This window comes from Rothia sp. CCM 9416 (assembly GCF_048513535.1).
Lineage (GTDB): Bacteria > Actinomycetota > Actinomycetes > Actinomycetales > Micrococcaceae > Rothia.
The window spans coordinates 42,901-63,766 of sequence record NZ_JBLXXR010000010.1; the positions used below are offsets into that span (position 1 = coordinate 42,901).

At 54.6% G+C, this 20,866-nt stretch carries 15 protein-coding genes; 9 read left to right on the top strand and 6 right to left on the bottom strand.

Features of this window, described 5'->3' with window-relative positions; all coding sequences use genetic code 11:
- The first annotated feature begins 82 nt into the window (after positions 1–82).
- The 9 genes from ACN080_RS05625 (at position 83) to nrdR (ending at position 10,465) form a co-directional block, all read left to right on the top strand.
- Positions 83–766, top strand: a complete 684-nt coding sequence (locus ACN080_RS05625) for a cell division protein SepF (RefSeq protein WP_419100063.1) — start codon at positions 83–85, stop codon at positions 764–766.
- A gap of 14 nt (positions 767–780) precedes the next feature.
- Positions 781–1,080, top strand: a complete 300-nt coding sequence (locus tag ACN080_RS05630; RefSeq protein WP_419100064.1) for a YggT family protein — start codon at positions 781–783, stop codon at positions 1,078–1,080.
- A gap of 361 nt (positions 1,081–1,441) precedes the next feature.
- Positions 1,442–2,152 (top strand): DivIVA domain-containing protein, encoded by a 711-nt coding sequence (locus tag ACN080_RS05635; protein WP_419113260.1) that lies wholly within the window; start codon positions 1,442–1,444, stop codon positions 2,150–2,152.
- 148 nt (positions 2,153–2,300) lie between these two features.
- A complete protein-coding gene (gene lspA / locus ACN080_RS05640) occupies positions 2,301–2,873 on the top strand; it encodes a signal peptidase II (protein WP_419110643.1) in 573 nt (190 codons plus the stop codon).
- A gap of 1 nt (position 2,874) precedes the next feature.
- Complete coding sequence (locus ACN080_RS05645; protein WP_419113261.1) at positions 2,875–3,843, top strand: RluA family pseudouridine synthase; 969 nt, start codon at positions 2,875–2,877, stop codon at positions 3,841–3,843.
- A 51-nt stretch (positions 3,844–3,894) separates the two neighbouring features.
- Positions 3,895–7,437: a DNA polymerase III subunit alpha gene (gene dnaE / locus ACN080_RS05650; protein WP_419112460.1), complete on the top strand. Its 3,543-nt coding sequence runs from the start codon at positions 3,895–3,897 to the stop codon at positions 7,435–7,437.
- Between the two features lie 194 nt (positions 7,438–7,631).
- Positions 7,632–8,429, top strand: a complete 798-nt coding sequence (locus ACN080_RS05655) for an Abi family protein (protein ID WP_419112459.1) — start codon at positions 7,632–7,634, stop codon at positions 8,427–8,429.
- A gap of 171 nt (positions 8,430–8,600) precedes the next feature.
- Complete coding sequence (gene hisD / locus ACN080_RS05660) at positions 8,601–9,977, top strand: histidinol dehydrogenase (RefSeq protein ID WP_419113262.1); 1,377 nt, start codon at positions 8,601–8,603, stop codon at positions 9,975–9,977.
- Between the two features lie 11 nt (positions 9,978–9,988).
- A complete protein-coding gene (gene nrdR, locus ACN080_RS05665) occupies positions 9,989–10,465 on the top strand; it encodes a transcriptional regulator NrdR (protein ID WP_419100071.1) in 477 nt (158 codons plus the stop codon).
- A 78-nt stretch (positions 10,466–10,543) separates the two neighbouring features.
- Here nrdR and glgX read toward each other — a convergent pair whose 3' ends face one another.
- The 6 genes from glgX to ppgK form a co-directional block, all read right to left on the bottom strand.
- Entirely contained in the window at positions 10,544–12,415 is a 1,872-nt protein-coding gene (gene glgX, locus ACN080_RS05670; protein WP_419110638.1) for a glycogen debranching protein GlgX, read from the bottom strand.
- A complete protein-coding gene (gene glgA, locus ACN080_RS05675) occupies positions 12,412–13,866 on the bottom strand; it encodes a glycogen synthase GlgA (RefSeq protein WP_419113263.1) in 1,455 nt (484 codons plus the stop codon). The genes glgX and glgA overlap by 4 nt, the downstream gene beginning before the upstream one ends.
- 20 nt (positions 13,867–13,886) lie before the next feature.
- The gene (gene glgC, locus ACN080_RS05680; protein WP_419113264.1) at positions 13,887–15,185 is read right to left on the bottom strand and encodes a glucose-1-phosphate adenylyltransferase; all 1,299 of its coding nucleotides are present in this window, start codon (positions 15,183–15,185) and stop codon (positions 13,887–13,889) included.
- Entirely contained in the window at positions 15,182–17,317 is a 2,136-nt protein-coding gene (gene glgB / locus ACN080_RS05685) for a 1,4-alpha-glucan branching protein GlgB (RefSeq protein ID WP_419110636.1), read from the bottom strand. Before glgB ends, glgC begins: the two co-directional genes overlap by 4 nt.
- Before the next feature lie 36 nt (positions 17,318–17,353).
- Positions 17,354–19,759, bottom strand: coding sequence for a glycogen/starch/alpha-glucan phosphorylase (locus tag ACN080_RS05690; RefSeq protein WP_419104263.1), 2,406 nt, complete (start codon positions 19,757–19,759; stop codon positions 17,354–17,356).
- Between the two features lie 243 nt (positions 19,760–20,002).
- Positions 20,003–20,845 (bottom strand): polyphosphate--glucose phosphotransferase, encoded by an 843-nt coding sequence (gene ppgK / locus ACN080_RS05695; RefSeq protein WP_419100077.1) that lies wholly within the window; start codon positions 20,843–20,845, stop codon positions 20,003–20,005.
- Positions 20,846–20,866 lie beyond the last annotated feature (21 nt).

The following is a 20,866-nucleotide window of genomic DNA, read 5'->3' on the forward strand; positions in this document are numbered from 1 at the left end:
TTGGTACTGTAAAAGGTTGTTGGAACATAGGCAAAAATACCGCAGAGAGCGGTATATGTAGCCGTTCAGAGGGAGGGCATAGATGGCTCGCACACTACATCAGGCCATGGCCTATTTAGGCTTGGGTCAAGTTGAGCACGATGACGACAGGGCCGATCAAGCCCACCGTCACCCCGAAACGGTCTATGAAGAAACCGTTTTTGAGGCTGATGACCGATACGAACAGTATGCCTACGAGTCGGATCGCCCCGCTGAGACTGTCTATGCAGAAACAGCTGAACGTGACGTTCTGCGGGGAATCTCCCCGGAGAATTCGCGGTACCAAAGTGACCGGGCAGGCTATGTTGACTCAAAAAATCCCGAAGATCTTTCCAGCGAAGAGGGGAACTCCTGGGAGCCTCTTCCTATTCAATCCTCCCACTCCGGCCAAACAGCAGTAGCCCTACCCAACCAAGAAAGCAGTGAAGAATTGAGCCGCATTACCACGATTCACCCTCGGTCCTACAACGATGCAAAGATTATTGGGGAGTCTTTCCGCGAAAACATTCCGGTCATCATGAACGTGACCGATATGGGGGATAACGACGCTAAGCGTCTAATTGACTTTTCAGCAGGTCTTGCTTTTGCACTCAACGGCCACATCGAGCGTGTGACTGACAAAGTTTTTCTGCTGACCCCAGCCAACCTTGAGGTTCTGGGCGCTGAAGGTGTTGAGGTACCTGTTGCGCTAGACAGCGACGAAGCCACTCCCTTTAACCAGATTTAGTCAAGAGACCTTACATGGGTTACATTTTTGCTGTCCTAGCAGTCCTGGTCTACCTTCTGATCGTGCTCTTTATGGTGCGGTTAGTCTTTGACTGGGTGCAGATGTTTGCGAGATACTGGCGACCGCGCGGCTTAGCTTTGATTTTGGCATCATTGGTCTACTCAGTAACAGATCCACCCATGAACCTGGCCCGGCGCTACATCAAGCCCCTGAACCTTGGATCATTTTCCCTGGATCTTGGCTTTATGATTCTGTTGATGGCCCTGTTTATTGGTTACCAGCTTCTGATCTCTTTGACAGCAAGCTTTTCTTAAAACCACTAGTCAGACAGCTAGTTGCGTGAAGCTCAATATAAGACCAGAGCAAAGACCTAGAAATGTCCAGCACAACGGCTACTTTGTAGGCCAGATAAAGGTAATACCCGCTACAAATGTTGCGACTTTTACATTTGCCAGGTAGTTTTATCTTGTAGTAAATAGGGGTCTACCCGAGCTTTCAGCGCTCTGAAAGTTCGAGCTTCGTTAAGTTAGCGCCAAGCAACTTTAAAAAGTTTCACAGCGCTCAAGATGAGCTAGCCTGCTAGCTATCACCTAAAAGCTTGATATCAGCATACGAACCTGCGCACCGGGGACACTACGGGCGAAGCAAAAGATTAGAAAATAGAGGTGAACGACCGTGGCACTTACGCCTGAGGAAGTTATTAATAAGCGCTTTCAACCGACAAAGTTTAAGGAAGGCTACAACCCAGAAGAGGTTGACGATTTCCTAGACGAGATCGTCATCGAGCTCCGTCGACTGAACGCCGAAAACGCCAGCCTGAAGCGTCAGCTTGAAGAAGCTGAGGCTAAGGTTTCGCTTGCTCCTACCCAGCAGGTAAGTGCACCTCTTGCAGCTGAACCCGAGCCCGTTGTTGAGACTAAAGCAACTCCTGCTCCCGCTGCTGCCCTTGCTGAACCCGCTACTGCCAGCCCCGCAGAGCACTCTGCATCGCCCAGCAGTGCTACCGGCCTGCTGGCTATGGCTCAGAAGGTACACGACGACTACGTATTTGAGGGCAAGCGTGAACGTGACCGCCTCATCAACGAGGGGCGCGAAGAAGCAACCCAGCTCGTTACTGCAGCTCAGGACAAATCAAACCTTGTACTTGGCAACCTCGAGAAGGCCAAGGGGGAACTTGAGGTATCCGTTGCCAAGCTGCGTTCCTTTGAGAACCAGTACCGCACAACACTGCGTGACTACCTGAGCAAGCAACTTGCCAACCTGGAAGAAACTCCCGCACTTGAACCTAAGTCCGAGGCATCCGTTGCAGCCCAGCCCACCCCTTCGCAAGGTGGCGGGAACAATAACCTCGGCCAGCGCGGAGTCTTTAGCAATAACCAGCAGTAGAAAGGCCTAGCCTTTCACAAACAGGCGGCTACCTCACTTTAGTGAGGTGCCGCCTGTCATGTTTAAAACAATTCGTGCTGTCCTTGGTTATGGTGGGAACACGATAAGCTAAGAAGGCAGTTTTATCCAAGGTGGCAGAGAGGCAGTAGTGGCGCAATCACTCAACGAAAATACAAGACTGGTTCCCGTGCGAACAGTCTCTGGTGTAGCTAAAGCTGTTCTTGTCTGGTTTCTGTTTGCTGTGGTGTACGGCGCTGACCAGTGGGTTAAACATATCGTCGAAAGCACCATGCTGCCCGGTGAAAGCATCACCGTGATTGATGGCTTGCTCTGGTGGCGCTTCTACCTAAATTCTGGTGCTGCTTTCTCTATGGGGGAGAACTCCACCTGGATTTTTACGGTGATATCAACGGTGGGAGCTATCGTCACTTCCGTCCTGATTATGAGGTCCCGTGCTCTTGTCTGGACAATCCTGCTGGCTATCTTAGCGGGGGGCATAGTGGGTAACCTCCACGACCGTCTCTTCCGGGAACCGGGTTTCGGTAGGGGGCATGTCGTCGACTATATTTCAGTGCCCAATTTCGCTATTTTCAATATCGCGGATGCAGCCATCTGCATGTCCATGGCCTGCATCGTTCTTCTAACCTTCTTGGGGTACAGGCTCGATGGACAGCGTGAAATCAGTGCAACCACCGTACAGGGGAAGAAAGAAGAAGCCTAGAATGAGTGAGCTTGTAAACATCGAATGTATTGTCAGTGCTGAACAGGCTGGCCTGCGCCTGGACTCTTTGCTAGCCACACTCAGCGGTTATTCCCGGGCCACAGTGAGTAACTGGCTCAAAAATGGCCAAGTAACTCTCACCGACAGTAAAGGCCGCAGCATCAAAACTAAAGCATCTTCCAAGGTCGCCGCAGGCACAACAATCACTGTTGCCGGTACGCCCCCTCGTGACCTAACTGAAATTGAACCGGAGCATGTGGAAGGGCTGAGCCTGATTTACCAGGATGATGACATCGTGGTGGTTGATAAACCTACCGGTGTTGCTGCCCACCCCTCCATGGGCTGGCACGGCCCCACCGTCCTTGGTGCACTTAAGCACGCAGGTGTTGAGATTGCCACCAGCGGTGCTGCTGAGCGCCAGGGGATTGTGCACCGTCTGGACGTGGGCACCTCCGGCCTCATGGTGGTCACCAAGAATGAGCGTGCCTACTCTGAACTTAAGAAGGCTTTCAAGGAACGGACCGTTACCAAGGTCTATCACACCTTGGTTCAGGGCCTCCCCGATCCGCTCAAAGGCACAATAGATGCGCCTATTGGCCGTCACCCCGGAAGCGAATGGAAATTTGCCGTCAACGAAGATGGAAAACCTGCGGTGACTCACTACGAGGTAGTGGAGGCCTTTGGGCCGGCGTCCTTAGCTGAGATACACCTGGAGACAGGCCGCACCCACCAGATCCGTGTGCACTTTTCGGCACTGCGCCACCCATGCGCCGGTGACCTCACCTACGGAGCTGACCCCGCTTTGAGCGCCCACCTGGGGCTTACCCGCCAGTGGCTTCACGCTCACCGCCTGGGGTTTACCCACCCCACGAGCGGGGAAAGGGTGGAGTTTGAGAGCCCCTACCCGCAAGACCTCGCTTACGCATTGGATGCCCTGCGTCAGGGCAACTTTGGCTCTGACCGCCCCTAACATCGATCCCTCATCCCTCCCTGAGACTCTATCTCGTAAGGAAAAAGCGCTTTGGCTAGCACAGACTTCACCCACCTCCACGTGCATACCGAGTATTCCATGCTCGATGGTGCGGCCCGACTCACCGATCTGTTCGAGCATTCCAAACAACTGGGTATGGGTTCCCTAGCAACAACTGACCACGGTTTCCTCTTCGGTGCTTTCGACTTTTGGAACAAGGCCAACCAGGCCGGGATTAAACCCATCATCGGTGTTGAGGCCTATCTGACTCCCGGCACCGCCCGCCAGGACCGGACCCGCGTCAAATGGGGCGACGAGAACTCCGGTCGTGACGATGTCTCCGGTGGCGGTGCGTATACGCACATGACCATGTGGGCAGAGACCACCGAGGGCATGCACAACATGTTCCGCGCTTCTTCGCTGGCATCGCTTGAAGGGCAGCTCTACAAGCCCCGTATGGACCGGGAGCTACTCCAGACCTACGGTAAGGGCCTGATTGCAACCACCGGCTGCCCCTCCGGCGAGATTCAGACCCGTCTGCGTCTTGGCCAGTACAAGGAAGCGATCCAGGCAGCCAGCGACTTTAGGGATATCTTCGGTAAGGAGAACTTCTACTGCGAGATTATGGACCACGGTCTCGATATTGAGAAGAACGTGATGTCCGATCTCATTAAGCTGGCCAAAGAACTCAAGCTGCCTTTGGTTGCCACCAACGACCTGCACTACACCCACGCAGAGGACGCTAAAGCCCATGCCGCTCTGCTCTGTGTGCAGTCCGGCTCGACCCTGCAGGACCCCAAACGATTTAAATTCGACGCCGATAACTTTTACCTTAAATCCCCGGCTGAGATGCGTGAACTTTTCCGTGACTTCCCCGAAGCCTGCGATAACACCATGGAAATCGCAGAACGCTGCCACGTTGAGTTCAACACCAAGGCTAACTACATGCCCAACTTCCCCGTTCCCGAGGGGGAAAACGAGGAGTCCTGGTTCGTCAAAGAGGTAGAGCGAGGCCTGCACTACCGCTTCCCCAAGGGTATCCCCGATGAGGTGCGCAAGCAGGCCGAGTACGAGGTCGGGATTATTACCCAGATGGGCTTCCCCGGCTACTTCCTGGTGGTTGCTGACTTTATTAACTGGGCTAAGTCTCAAGGTATCCGCGTGGGGCCGGGGCGTGGTTCCGGTGCTGGTTCCATGGTGGCTTACGCTATGCGTATTACCGACCTGAATCCGCTGGAACACGATCTGATTTTTGAACGCTTCCTCAACCCCGACCGCGTCTCCATGCCCGACTTCGACGTGGACTTCGATGATCGCCGCCGTTCTGAAGTGATTCACTATGTGACCGAGAAGTACGGCGAAGATAAGGTGGCTATGATTGTCACCTACGGCACTATCAAGGCCAAGCAGGCCCTCAAAGACTCATCCCGTGTGTTGGGCTACCCCTTCTCCACCGGCGAGCGCCTCACCAAGGCCATGCCCGATGATGTGATGGGTAAGAATATTGCGCTTGCCAACGTCTATAACCCCGACGATAAGCGCTATAACGATGCCCAGGAACTGCGTGACCTGATTGAGAACGACCCTGATGCCTCCAAGGTCTTTGAGACCGCTAAGGGTCTTGAGGGGCTTAAACGCCAGTGGGGAGTGCACGCGGCGGGCGTTATTATGTCCAGCCACAACCTGATAGACGTTATCCCGATTATGCGCCGCGAACAGGACGGCCAGGTAATTACCCAGTTTGATTACCCCACCTGCGAGGGCCTGGGGCTCATCAAGATGGACTTCTTGGGTCTGCGTAACCTAACTATCATTTCTGATGCTATCGAGAACATTAAACTCAACCGTGACCTTGATCTTGACCTGGAAACCCTTGAACTTGACGATGTGGAGTCCTACAAGCTGCTGGCTCGTGGCGATACTCTGGGCGTGTTCCAGTTAGATGGTGGCCCTATGCGCCAGCTTCTCAAGCTCATGCAGCCCGATCACTTTGAGCATATTTCGGCGGTTTTGGCGCTGTACCGCCCGGGCCCTATGGGTGCCAACTCGCACACTAACTATGCTCTGCGTAAGAACGGTGTGCAGGAAGTCACCCCTATTCACCCAGAGCTGGAAGAGCCTCTGGCAGAGATTCTTGACACCACCTACGGTCTGATTGTCTACCAGGAACAGGTCATGGCCATTGCCCAGAAGGTGGCTAACTACTCGCTGGGTGAGGCGGATATTCTGCGCCGTGCTATGGGTAAGAAGAAGAAGGAAGAACTGGATAAGCAGTACGCTACCTTCCATCAGGGCATGCTCGATAACGGGTACTCTGAGGGAGCGGTCAAGGCCCTGTGGGACATTCTGCTTCCCTTCTCTGATTATGCCTTTAATAAGGCGCATACTGCGGCTTACGGTTTGGTGTCCTACTGGACTGCCTATTTGAAGGCCCATTATCCGCAGGAATACATGGCGGCTCTGCTGACCAGCGTTGGCGACGATAAGGACAAGCTGGCGGTCTATCTCAATGAGTGCCGACACATGAAGATTACGGTCCTACCGCCGGATGTTAATGAGTCTGCCCTGAACTTCACACCTGTGGGTGATGATATTCGTTTTGGTATGGGCGCAATTCGTAACGTAGGTGCGAACGTAGTTTCGGCCATGGTCCAAGCGCGTGAGGAAAAGGGCCGCTACGAGAACTTTAATGACTTCCTGTCCAAGGTTCCCATGGTGGTTTGCAATAAGCGCACCGTGGACTCCCTGATTAAAGCCGGTGCCTTTGACTCGCTGGGGCATGATCGCCGGCCGCTGTCCATGATTCACGAAGAGGCCATTGACGCTACCGTCTCGGTCAAGCGTCAGGAGGCCGCAGGTCAGTTTGACCTCTTCGGTGGCCTGGGCCTGGACGACGATGACCCGGCCAGCGAGCTGACCGTCCAGATTCCTGATGTTCCCGAGTGGGAGAAACGCGATAAGCTCAACTTTGAGCGCGAAATGCTGGGCCTATACGTTTCTGATCACCCCCTGCGCGGGCTGGAGGATGCACTGGATGCGCTTTCAGATTCAACCGTTCAGGGCTTGCTATCTGAGGATTCTGTAAAGCCGGATGGGGCTATCGTGACCATTGCGGGTATGGTTACCAGTGTTTCCCGGCGTATTGCCAAGAACTCCGGTAACCCCTACGCCCGTCTGGAACTTGAAGACCGTACCGGTTCGATTGAGGTCATGTTCTTTGGCCGTGCCTACGAACCGATTGCCGGTATTTTGGCGGAGGATCTTATCTGCACCATTAAGGGCCGTCTGCAACGCCGAGATGATGGGACAGTTACCTTGAGTGCGCAGGAGCTCCACATCCCTGAGATTTCAGCTGACGGTGCTAGCGGACCGGTTACCATTGTGATTCCTGAGTACAAGGCTACCGAGGAAACCCTGGGGCAGTTGCGCGATATCCTGCGCAACCATAGGGGTGAATCTGAGGTGCGCATTGCGATTAATACCCGAACCAAACGGGTCTTGATGCGGCTGGGGGCCGATGTGCGCGTGAACCCCAACCCAGCGCTCTTCGGGGACCTCAAGGTACTGCTAGGCCCAACTTGCTTGGATGCCTAGGTAAGCCATAACTGCTGTGGTAGCCTTTAGGTAATAGCCCCCCTCCCAAGCCTCTCTTGGATGCTCAAATGGGAGGGGCCTTTTAACAATCTGGAGCAAAAACCCTGAAGCCTAGCCTATCTATCCAAGAACAGCTTGAACTACTCAAAAGTCGTGGCCTGATAATCGAGGATGAGACCACTTGCAGGCAACTGTTGGCAACCGATAGCTACTATCGGTTTTCAGGCTATGCACGCTATTTTCAGGAAGCACCCCATGATGGCAACGATAGCTTCAGCGAAGGAACCTCTTTCGAAACTATCCTAGACATCTATCAAGCCGATGCAGCTATACGTTATCGGCTCAGCAGGCAACTGACTGCGGTAGAACTTATGTTACGAACAAAAGTTGCGAAAGTGATAGCTGAAGAGTACTCGCCATATGGAAACTACCTGGAAGATAGCTTTTATTTGGCTACTTGCGACCGAGTCGTGGAATCTTGTCTAAGGGATATCAGTAGGAGTCGAGAACCCTATATTCTTCGATACAAGGAAGAACAATCTTCCACAGGGGAGATGTATTCAACTCTTCCTATCTGGTCAGCTGTACAAGCTTTTTCTTTTGGAACTTTGTCTAAAATAATCGAGCGAGGTGCAAATGGTAACCTCCATGCGAGGCTTGCATCAGAGATTGGTCTTGCTCAAAGGGGCTTTTCTTCCCGAGTGAAGGCACTGGTCTATCTGCGAAATCGTTGTGCACACCATAGTAGGCTCTGGAATCACTCTGTAATTGATGCTGGTGCTACCCCTAACAACGTGAGGGGTAGGGCAAAACGGCTGGTAGGGCAGTTTGATCCCCGATCTATTGCCGATATCGTCGCATCACTGGATGATATCTACCTGCGTTGCGATCTGGGTAAACCTGTTCTAAATGAGCTTCATCAGGAATTTTGTGGTGTTCCTTCCTTGTGGGCTGGCTATACCCGACCTCTTTCTCCCCGTAATCACCGATAGCTTAAGAGTATTTATTTTTGAGAGAAAACAGGTGTGGTGGGTTTGAAAGCCCAGAAAATCTGGGCATTATCTATCAGCATTTGAAGGGGATTGCGGTAGACAGAAACCTCATAGGGGCTTGCCCGCGTCACAGATGCCTCTATGCTTGACGGGTGGCTTAAAATGGGGGTTGTGAGCACATCAGAGAATACCCAGAATTCAGGGGAAACACCCGCCCCCACCCTGCGCACCATTGACCTGCGCGGGACAACCCACAGCTACGCAGAACTACGGCGCCTTGTTCCCCGCCAGACTAACGAATACCTTGGCAACGCGCTCACCACCGTCCAGGAGATCATCCAGAAGGTTCAGTCAGACGGTGCCGACTACCTGCGCCAGCTTGCCGCCCGCTTTGACGGTGTAGAACAGGGCGCGCTGCGTGTACCCCAGCAAGCTATCGACCGGGCCCTGGAAAACCTGGACCCTGCCGTCCGTAAGGGCCTGGAAGTTGCTATCGAGCGCACCCGTGCTTTTGCCGCAGCCCAGCGCCCCGCCGACCAGACCATTGAGGTAGCACCCGGCGCTGTTCTGACCAACCGCTGGACCCCCGTGCGCCGCGCCGGCGTTTACGTCCCGGGTGGACTGGCTGTCTACCCCTCATCGGTCATCATGAACACCGTCCCGGCCCAGGCCGCAGGAGTGGGGTCCCTTGTGCTCTGCACCCCGCCCCAGAAAGAATTTGACGGCCTACCTCACCCCACCATCCTGGCAGCCGCAGGCTTGCTCGGCATCACCGAGGTCTGGGCGATTGGTGGCGCCGGCGCCCTTGCCGCCATGGCCTACGGTCTAGACGACGCGGGGGACTACCTTGACCCTGTAGACACCATCACCGGCCCCGGCAACATCTTTGTGGCCATGGCTAAGCGTGCGCTCCAAGGTGTTGTTGGGGTAGACGGAGAAGCCGGTACAACTGAAATTGCTGTGATTGCCGACGAAACCGCTAAGCCCGAATTCGTAGCAGCTGACCTCATCTCACAGGCAGAACACGACCCCAACGCTGGTTCGGTCCTCATCACCCATTCCCAGGCTCTTGCCAAGGCCGTCCAAGAGACTATCAACCGCCGTGCGGCAGCCACCAAGCACGCCGAGCGTGTGGCTACGGCACTCTCGGGCCCTCAATCGGGGATCGTACTCACCGATACCCTTGAAGCTTCTATCTCGGTGGCCGATGCCTATGCCGCTGAACACCTGGAGATTCACACCGAGAACGCCGCTGAAGTGGCCGGTCGTATCCGCAATGCTGGTGCCATCTTCATTGGTTCCTACTCACCGGTACCGCTGGGCGACTACGCGGCAGGTTCTAACCATGTGCTACCTACTGGTGGCTCAGCCTCCTTCGCATCCGGCCTGAACACCTCAGTCTTCATGAAGGCCGTACAGCTCATCGACTATAGCGCAGATGCCCTGGCCGAAATTGGCGACGATATCGTTGCCCTAGCTATCGATGAAGATCTACCTGCCCACGGTGAGGCAATTACCGTCCGTACCCAACCGGGAACTAACCGCTAGGAGGCACCACTATGAACTGCCCCTTCTGCCGCAAAGCCGAATCACGTGTGGTTGACTCACGCACCACCGACGACGGCTCAGCAATCCGCCGCCGCCGTCAGTGCAACAATTGCGGTAAACGCTTTACTACCGTAGAAACAACGGCTGTTTCGGTCATTAAGCGCTCAGGTGTGACCGAGCCCTTCAACCGAGAAAAAATTATTTCTGGTGTCCGAAAAGCCTGCCAAGGCAGGCCTGTAGGGGAGGATGACCTGGCTAAGCTAGCTCAAGAGGTCGAAGAGAACATCCGAGCCAAGGGTCTAGCTGAGATTGACGCGCATGAAGTTGGACTATCTATCCTTGAGCCGCTCTCAAAGCTCGACACCGTAGCCTACCTCCGTTTTGCCAGCGTTTACCAGGCCTTTGAGAGCCTTGATGATTTTGAGCGCGCTATCGCTAACCTCCGCGAGGCAGACGCAGGAGAATGCCAACAACCCACCCTGCTGTAGACACAGAACGAGGCACACCCAACAATACTCGGTGTGCCTCGCTGAATGAATCCATCAAACTATCTCCAAAGCCTTGCCTTATGAGTAGACCCTAACCGATTGCGGTAGGTATTCATCCGATGCAAGCTCAAGGTGCCATTCTTTGCCTTCAGGGTGTGGAGGTAACTTCAGGTCTATTTCACCACCGGTGTTAAAGACCATCAGGATGTTTTCTATCATTACCTGGAAGCATTTAAAGTCTGGGCTGAGCCAGTCATGGTCCTGAGTGGGTACACCATCTGAACGCCACCAGCTAACCTCTTCACCGTGCAGAAAGTCCCGCTGACGCAGCTCAGGGAAACGGCGCCTTAAGCTAGTGAGCTTTCCAACGTATTCAATCAAGGAGCGATCAGCGGATTCCCAATCAATCCAGGTGATCTCGTTGTCCTGGCAGTAGGCGTTGTTATTACCAAACTGTGTATTCCCCAGCTCATCACCGGCAAGCAGCATGGGCACCCCCTGCGAAAGGAATAGGGTAGCAAGCATTGCCCTAATGCGACGCTGACGGGCTGATGCAATATCTGGGTTGTCGGTAGGTCCTTCTACACCGAAGTTGTCACTGTAGTTTTCGCTGTGGCCGTCCTTGTTATTCTCACCGTTTGCTTCGTTATGCTTTTGGGAATAACTGACGATATCGCCTAGGGTGAACCCATCGTGCGCTGATACGAAGTTAATCGATGATGTCGCTGGCCTCCCATAATGGTCAAACTGCCTGGCGCTACCCATGACAGCTGAAGCGAGCTGGCCTACAGCTTCACCGTTTCCTCTCCAAGCCTGACGTACTCCGTCACGGTAAGTATCATTCCACTCACGCCAGGGATGAGGAAAACCTCCGACCTGATAGCCATCTGAACCGGTATCCCAAGGCTCAGCGATCAGCTTGAGCTTCCTGAGCACTGGGTCTTGGGCGATAGCCTGGAAGAAAGCCGCTTGAGAGGAGAACCCAGTCTCATCACGGCCCAGGGTGCTCGCAAGATCAAAACGGAACCCGTCCACACCGTAGCGCTGAGCAAAATGGCGAAGCGAATCGAGTACGAGCCGCAGTACTTGAGGGTTATGAACCGCCAAGGTGTTGCCGGTGCCGGTGACGTTGGCATAGGACCCATCGGAGTTGCGCATATAGTAACCGGCATCGTTGAGCCCGCGCATCGACAGCACGGAATCCCTCTGATCGCCTTCACCACTGTGATTGAAAACAACATCAAGAATTACTTCAATCCCGTGCTCGTGCAAAGTATGCACTGCCTGCCTGAACTCTGCATCTGCCTCTAGCCCGTTGGGGTGTTTAGAGGCATAACGAGGTTCAAGTGCAGAGAAAGCCACCGGCTGGTAGCCCCAATAATTTACTAGGCCACGTCGAACAAGATATTGGTCGTCAATAAAAGCTTGGACAGGCAGCAACTCAAGGGCGTTAACGCCGATATCGCCCAAGTGCTTGAGCACTGCCGGATCCGCTAAAGCAGCGTAGCTGCCACGAATCTCGGGCCGAATATCGGGGTGCTTAGCCGTGAGACCTTTAACGTGGGCCTCAAGAATCACCAGTTCCTCCCAGGTATGGCCGGGGCGGTTGAGCCTTGGATCCGGTCCTTCAGGCAGAGGATCAGCCAGGATGCACTTGGGCATGACAGCTGCGCTGTCGCCCTCGGCATCGACTGCCATCAGAGGGTGCCAGCGCAGGGGAGCATCAAGATGCTGAGCCCACGGGTCAAGCAGAAGTTTATCCGGGTTGAATATGGGGTCGCAGCCGGTAGCCCTCAGGCCGTATCGGTCTGCGGGCTGTAAACCAGCAATATCGCCTACCCAGTACTCACCGTCGCGATGAGTTAGCTCATGCCGGGTTTCAAGCCCCTGCTCATCGAATACACAAAACCATATCTTGCTAGCTCCAGGTGCCCAAATTTCTACCTTCATGCAATGAGATTATCAAACATCTCCGAGTACTTCTGGGCAGAGTGCTCCCAACCAACAGGTTGATCCATGGCAGTTGAGCGCAGCTTCGACCAGGCTTGAGGATTTGCATAGAGGTCTAAAGCGCGACCTAGAGCGAAGCTCAAAGCACCGGCATCAATCCTGCCACCCAGGTAAGCATCACCAAAGGTAAAGCCGGTGGCGGTACCGTCAGCCAGACGCTCGGGAGTAGCATCACTCACAGTATCGCGCAGGCCACCGGTTGCCGCAACAACAGGTACAGTGCCGTAGCGCATACCGTAGAGCTGGGTCAGACCGCTGGGCTCGAAGCGTGAGGGAACCAAGACGATATCCCCACCGGCGTAGAGACGGTGGCTTAAAGCCTCGTCGTAACCGATTCGAATACCCACACGATCCGGGTAACGAGCTGCCAAATCCATCAGGGCACTCTCGTACTCCGCGTCGCCAGAACCCAGAACAACCACCGCGCCCCCCCGATCCAAGAAACTGGGGAGAGCCTCTACCAGCAGGTCAATACCTTTCTGGTAGGTCAAACGGGTAACCACAACAGCCAAGGGCCCGGTAGGCTCCGGCAGATTGAACTCTTTGAGTAGCCTCTGACGGTTAAGGGCCTTGCCCTCCGGCTGAGCAGCGGAATAGGGCTCAACTTCGGGGTCAGTCTCGGGGTTCCATACTGTGGTGTCCACACCGTTGATAATGCCGGAGAGCTCACCGCGGTCACGGCGGGCCGTAACAACACCTTGAAGGCCGAAACCGAAATCTGGGTCGGTGAGCTCCTGCGCATAACTGGGGCTGACAGTGCTCAGATGCGACGCATGAACCATGCCTGCTTTTAAAGTTGAAAGAAGACCATAGTACTCAAGTGAATCAGGTGTGAAATCCCAGGTCGGCAGCCGCATAGCGTCTAGCTGATCAGCACCCACAACACCCTGGAAGGCGATATTGTGTACCGTCATGACCGTGGGGATATTGGCCCCCGCATACTTGAGGTAGGAAGGCACCAGCCCAGCCTGCCAGTCGTGAACATGCACAAGGTCAGGCTTCCAGCTGTCGGTGGTGCCATTCATGGCAATCTGTGCTGCCGCCCAGCTGAGGGCAGCAAAACGGATGTGGTTATCGTGGTGGTCATGCCCGTGCGCCGAGTAGGGGCCACCTTGGCGTGCAAAAAGATGCGGCGCATCGAGCAAGAGCACTTTTAACCCGTCAATCTTGCCTCGCACCACTCTTGCAGGGCCACCGAACAGGTCATCATCATGCCAGACTCGAACCCCCCGCTCGATACGGTCCAATAGCCCAGGGTAGGCCGGAAGGAGTACCCTGGAGGACCAGCCAAGGGGCTCCAGAGCTGCGGGCAGAGCACCCACAACGTCTGCGAGTCCGCCAGTTTTAATCAGCGGTGCGCACTCGGAAGCAACCGAAAGTATACGTTTCACGCGCCCAGCCATACCTACCACTAACCTTCCAGCGCCGCAGCACGGCGCTCAAGCATGGGTTGGGTAATCAAAGTTACCCCGTTCTTGGTGACGCGGAACCACTTGGCGTCTTCTTCAGGATCCTTACCTACAACGAGACCTTCAGGGATGCGCACGTCGCTGTCGATGACACAACGGGATAGGCTAGCGGACTGACCGATATCTACATGGGGGAGTACCACAGCCTGATCCAGCTCAGCGAAAGAATGAACCCTGACCCCTGTGAAGAGCAGAGAGTTAGATACCTGAGCACCTGAAATCACGCAGTCACCAGAAATCAGAGACTGAACCGCTGTACCCTTGCGGGCACCCTCATTATGAATAAACTTAGCGGGCGGAGTAATCTCACCATAGGTCCAGATAGGCCAGGTGCGATCGTAGAAGTCCAGCGGCGGAATGTGGGCGGTCAAATCCAGGTTAGCCTGCCAGAAGGAGTCCAGGGTACCCACGTCGCGCCAGTAGGGCTCAGTCTCAAGGCCGCTCATGACGCATGAGTCGCTAAACCGGTGCGCGTAAGCCCTTCCGTCTTTTACGATCTGCGGGATAATGTCATGGCCAAAGTCGTGCGTGGAATCGGGATCATTCGCATCGGCAATCAGGATTTCACGCAGCAAAGCCCAATCGAACACGTATATCCCCATAGACACCAAGGACTCATCCGGGTTATCCGGTGAACTCGGAGGATTAGCAGGCTTCTCCAAAAAGTCAACGATTCGGCTATTTTCATCAACAGCCATAACACCGAATGCGCTGGCTTCCTCACGCGAGACAGTCAAGCAACCAACGGTGACAGCGGCCTTGTTATCAACATGCTGCTGCAGCATAATCTCATAGTCCATCTTGTAGATGTGATCACCTGCAAGAACAACAATGTACTTTACCTGGTAGTCATCAACGATATCGATGTTCTGGTAGATAGCGTCTGCAGTGCCCAAATACCACTGATGCTCAGAGACACGCTGGCTAGCAGGAAGAATATCAAGGTACTCATTACGCTCAGCACGGAAGAAACCCCAGCCGCGCTGCATATGGCGAATCAGTGAATGAGCCTTGTACTGGGTTGCCACAGCCATCTTTCGAATACCTGAGTTGTAGGCATTCGAGAGAGGGAAGTCGATAATTCTCGCCTTTCCTCCGAAATGGACTGCGGGTTTGGCGCGACGGTCAGTGAGCTCTTCAAGACGGCTGCCATGGCCACCAGCTAGCACGAAGGCCATGGCCTGACTTGAGAGGCGGTGGTTGCCGGTCCTTGGGCTGTTGGGAGGGGTGTTGGGAATCATGATTGTTCCTCTGCAAAATAGATAACTGAAAAGGGTGGAAGTTTGACCAGAGCTGATTGAGCTTCGTTGCCCATGGGGACGGGTTCTGTCTCAATAGCACCACCATGACCACGGTTGCCACCGTGATAGTGGGCCGAGTCGGTATTGAGAACCTCAAGCCAACGTCCAGCTATCGGGAAGGGAACCCTGAAGCCGTCATACTCAGTCGGGCTCATATTCATAACAACCACAATGTGGGGGTCTTGGGGTGCTCCGCGGCGTAACCAGGCGTAAACCTGTTCATCAAGAGCATCAAGAAGGAGCCATTGGAAACCGTGCGGGTCGCAATCACTGCGATGGAGGGCAGGCTGTTGCCGGTAAAGGCTGTTTAGATCTCGTACCAGTGACTGAACCCCCAGATGGCCTGGGTCCTCTAGGACCTTCCACTCAAGTTCGCTCTGGTAGTTCCACTCGCCGGGTTGGCCAAATTCTTGGCCCATGAAGAGAAGCTTTTTGCCGGGGTAAGCCCACATATAGGCTAAAAAGGCTTTGATATTTCCAAGTTTGGATGCATGATCTCCGGGCATCCGCCCATAGAGCGAACCCTTACCGTGGACAACTTCGTCGTGGCTGATGGGGAGCATAAAGCGCTCGCTGAATACGTAGGTTATGCCAAAGGTCAGCAAATCAGAATGGTCCTTGCGGTAACTGGGGTCTAGCCCAAAGTACCTGAGAGAGTCATTCATCCAGCCGAGGTTCCATTTATAGTCAAACCCGAGTCCACCGTCTTGGGTTTCTCGCGTGACGCCGGGGAAGGTTGTGGACTCTTCCGCAATCATCATTGTGCCTTCGGTGTTTCGACCTACGGCATCGTTTGTTTGGCGTACGAAATCGATAGCTTCGTAGTTTTCTCGTCCACCGTCTTTGTTGGGTACCCACTCACCTGCTTTACGGGAGTAATCGCGGTGAATCATCGACGCCACAGCGTCCACTCTTAAACCATCAAGATGGTATTCCTTGAGCCAGTAGATGGCGTTAGAACGCAGATGCCCGGCTACTTCTGGGCGACCATAGTTGTAGATGAAAGTGTTCCAGTCGGGGTGGAAACCCTCTTGGGGGTTTTCGTGTTCGTAGAGGGCTGTGCCATCAAACCGGCCGAGGCCGTGTTCATCGGTGGGGAAATGACCCGGTACCCAATCAGCAATAACTCCGAGTCCCTTTTGGTGAGCCTGATCTACAAAAGCTTGGAAATCTTCAGGTAGCCCGTACCTGTAGGTAGGGGCATACATGCCGATGGGCTGATAGCCCCAGGAACCATCGAAAGGATGCTCGGTAATGGGTAGTACCTCAATATGGGTGAACCCTAGGTCAGCTACATAGTCGATGAGATCATGCCAGCCTTCCTTCCGCCAGGATCCAAGGTGAACCTCATAGACACTGACTGGTGAATCCTGTGCGTGCAGCTGCGCCCGGCTCTGCAACCACTTTTCGTCCTGCCAGGTGTGCTTGCCGAGCTTTCGTACGATAGAGGCAGTTCCCGGGGGGACCTCGGCCCCGAAGCCGACAGGGTCGGCCTTGAGCGGTAACAGCTCATTGTCGTGGCCTAGAATCTCGTACTTATAGACTTCTCCCTCGCCAAGACCGGGGATAAAGAGTTCCCATACACCGCAAGATCCCAGTGGGCGCATGGGGTGTGTGATGCCGTTCCAGCTGTTAAAGGAACCCACTACGGAGACGCGGTGAGCGTTCGGGGCCCATACCGCAAAATGCAGGCCTGGGATATTCTCATGCTCCAGGGGGTGCGCTCCGAGTACCTTCCACAATTGCTCGTGTCGGCCTTCGCCGATAAGGTACTCGTCCAGTGCACCCAGTACGGGTGCAAAGCGGTATGGGTCCTGACGCTCTTCGATATGGCCACCGGTCCACTCAATGCGTAATCGGTAGTAGGGGAGAGGCTCCCCCACAAAGATTGGCATATTTGCCCACGGGCGGATCAGTTCGTTCTGATCTGTATCGTTGACTGCCCAGACCTTCAGAGCGCCTGGGAAGAGTGCAACTAGTTCTTTGCCATCTTCACTGGGGCCAAGAACCTTGAAAGGATCACGGTTCCTCCCTGTGGTGAGGGCTAGAGCTTCTGCTTTGGTGATCGCCATAAGGCTTCTCCAGATTCCTTAAAGTAACGGTCTAGCCTAAATGGCCGGGTCGATTCCCCATATTTGGCTCATGTACTCGCGCACAGAACGGTCGGAGCTGAAGTAACCCATACGGGCAATGTTCAATACCGCCATGCGATTCCAACGAGCTGAATCGCGGTAAGCGGCCTCAACCTCTTGCTGAGCACGATCGTAGTCATCAAAATCAGAGGCGACGAGGAACCAGTCCTTGTTCCACATATCATCGACCAGCTGACCAAAGCGGTAAGGCTCACCGGGGCTAAAGGTGCCTTCTGCTACAGCCTGAAGGATGTCCCTAAGAGCCTGGCTCTTCTCGATTGCTAGGCGTGAGTGACCGGGCTGGCTACGGCGCTGAGCTACTTCCTCGGTGGTCAGACCAAAGAGGAAGAAGTTCTCTGCACCAACATGCTCACGGATTTCGACGTTGGCGCCATCGAGGGTACCGATGGTAAGCGCGCCGTTGAGAGCGAACTTCATGTTGCCTGTTCCCGAAGCTTCCATGCCAGCAGTTGAAATCTGCTCGCTCAGGTCAGAAGCAGGAATGAGGCGTTCTGCCATGGAAACGTTGTAGTTCGGCGGGAACACGATACGGAGCAGGTGGTTTGTCTCGGGGTCATTATTGACAAGATCCGCAACATCGTTGATGAGCTTGATGATGTCCTTAGCGGTCTGGTAGCTGGGGGCAGCCTTACCACCGAAGATCTTGACGCGAGGTACCCAGCCAGCGTTCGGGTCACGCTTGATGCGCTGGTAATGCGCAATAGTCCAAAGGATGTTCAGGAGCTGGCGCTTGTATTCGTGCATGCGCTTGACCTGTGAGTCGTACAAAGCATCAGTGGGTAAATCAATGCCGTGCTCTTCGCGCATCCAGCGGGTGAAACGCTCCTTAGCTGCGAGCTTAGTCTGCCCGAAGGCATGGAGGAACTCGGGGTCATCTGCGTATGCTTCAAGTTCTTTGAGACGCTCGAGATCAGTTTCCCAGCCTTCACCGACGGTCTTGGTGATCAACTCAGCCAGCGCGGGGTTTGCTAGCTTGAGCCAGCGGCGCGGAGTAATGCCGTTGGTGATATTCAGGATGCGATCGGGGTGCAGAGCATTGTGCACGGGGAAGAGCTCAGTTCGGACGAGCTCGGTGTGTAAGGCAGACACACCGTTGACACGGTGGCTGGTTGTAAAAGCTAGGTCACCCATATTGACCTGGTCGCCTGAGATGAGGCGGACTGGGTGGGGTGAACCTGACTGGAGCTCAACAAACTGCTGATCGAGACGCTCAATGATGTGGAGATGGCGAGGTAGCACGTTACGCATCAGGCCAACGGTCCAACGCTCCAGCGCTTCGGGCAGAAGGGTGTGGTTGGTGTAGCCCAGAACGCGGTTGCTCAAATCTGCGGCGCGGTCGAAACCGAAGCCGTGGTCATCGACGAGGATACGGATGAGCTCGGGGCCTGCGATTGCAGGGTGCGTATCGTTCATTTGGATTGCTACATGCTGATCCAGGTTCTCCAGGGAGGAATGGCCTGCTAGGTGGCGGCGCACGATGTCCTGAACAGATGCTGAAGTCAGGAAGTATTCCTGTGACAGGCGGAGCTGCTTGCCGCCGTCGGTGGTGTCATTGGGGTAGAGCACCCTGCTGAGACTACGAGCAAGAGCTTCGGGCTCAGCGGCGGCTACAAAGTCACCGGAGTTGAATTTACCCAGGTCAAAAAGGTCGGCGTTGGGTGCTGCGGCCCAGAGGCGAAGGGTGTTAGCCCACTTGCCGCCGTAGCCTACAACGGGGGTATCGAATGCCTGGGCCTGCACATGTGTACCGGGCTCCCAGCGCAGAAGACCATTTTCCTCGTACATTTCGCCGCCAAAGCCAACGCCGTAGACTGACTCAGGCCGGTTGAAGTCCCAGGGGTTTCCGTTAGCGAGCCAGTTCTCGGGGTTCTCCTGCTGGCGACCGTCTAGGAAGCTCTGTTCAAAGAGGCCGTGTTCGTAGCGCAGACCGTAACCGTAAGCGGGGCAACCAACAGTTGCCATTGATTCAAGGTAGCAGGCTGCCAGGCGGCCAAGACCACCGTTGCCAAGTGCCGCATCAGGCTCAGCCTTGGCCACGGTTTCAAAATCAAGGCCAAGCTCGCTGAGTGCTTCTTCAGCAGTCTCACGCAGACCAAGGTTGATTGCAAGGTCCTCCATCAGGCGACCGATGAGGAATTCCATTGAAAGGTAGTAGACACGTTTACGGTCTTCGTCCCAGGTGCGTCGTGTGGAGGCAAACCAGGGCTCAACGGCCCTATCACGCAAAGTGTGCGAAAGCGCGATGCGCCAATCGAAGATAGTTGAATGTTGCGGATCTTTTCCTGCTGTGAACTGAAGATGTTCCAACAAAGAAGCGCGGAAGTTTGCTACTGAAATTTCAGGACGTTCGTTTTGTGCCATACTTCGATACTAATTTCAAATTCGCGGGTAGAGGCAAAAATGGCACGAACCGCCGATACCGATATCAAAAATTCTTTTTTTTGAGACAGAATGAGTTTCCCAGCGGCATGGTACGACTTAAATTGACGCAATCTTGGTGCTTCCTGAGAGATGCTCACAGATAGTTTTGTCTAAAGAAGAGGCCACCAGCTGCATATCTCAGCCGGTGGCCACTGCCTGCTACCACTGCTTTAGGGGGCAGTATTAGGCTTTCACGGAAGCTCTACGCTTGTGCTCGCTGGGCATGCCACCAGCCCACAGCGCAGCCCCAACAATGCCAGCGTTATTGCGGAGGGCTGCCATAACCATGGGAGTACGCAGCTTCCCCTCAAGATAGGGCATGAACTTCTCAGGATTCTTAGAAATGCCCCCGCCGATAATGAACAGGTCAGGTGAGAAGAGCATCTCAAGGTGTGAGAAGTAGCGGTGCAACCGCTTGCCGTACTTTTTCCAAGAGAGCTCATACACCTCACGAGCACGTGCTGATGCACGGGTCTCAGCATCCTGCCCATCAATCTCGAGGTGACCGAGTTCTGTGTTGGGAATAAGCTGACCGTTGTTAATGAGTGCGGAACCAATTCCGGTACCCAGAGTAATCAGGGCAAGCAGGCCGTCCTTATCCCGTCCCTGGCCATAAGTGGCTTCTGCTAGCCCGGCGGCGTCGGCATCGTTGAGGGCATAGACCAGACGGCCCCCCAGGGCCTTGCTCATAGTTTCTTCGAGGTTGGTTCCAACCCAGCTGGGGTCAACGTTTGCAGCCGAGAGAGCAAGACCGTTCTTGATGATGGCAGGGAAATCAATTCCGATTGCCGAATCTGAGAGCGGTGCCAGATCGCGCCCCTGTAACTCTTCAACGATCTGGGCTACTACACCTGCACAGGCCTCTGGTGTTGCTGGCTGGGGAGTCGGGATCCGGAAACGGTCACCGACCAGTAAACCGGTACGAATGTCTACAATCCCGCCTTTCATACCGGTACCACCGATATCGATACCGATGACCAGGTCAGCCGGGGTGGGCTCGGGAATCTGGTGGCCTGCTTCTGCCATGTCCTACTCCTTTAAGGTGAT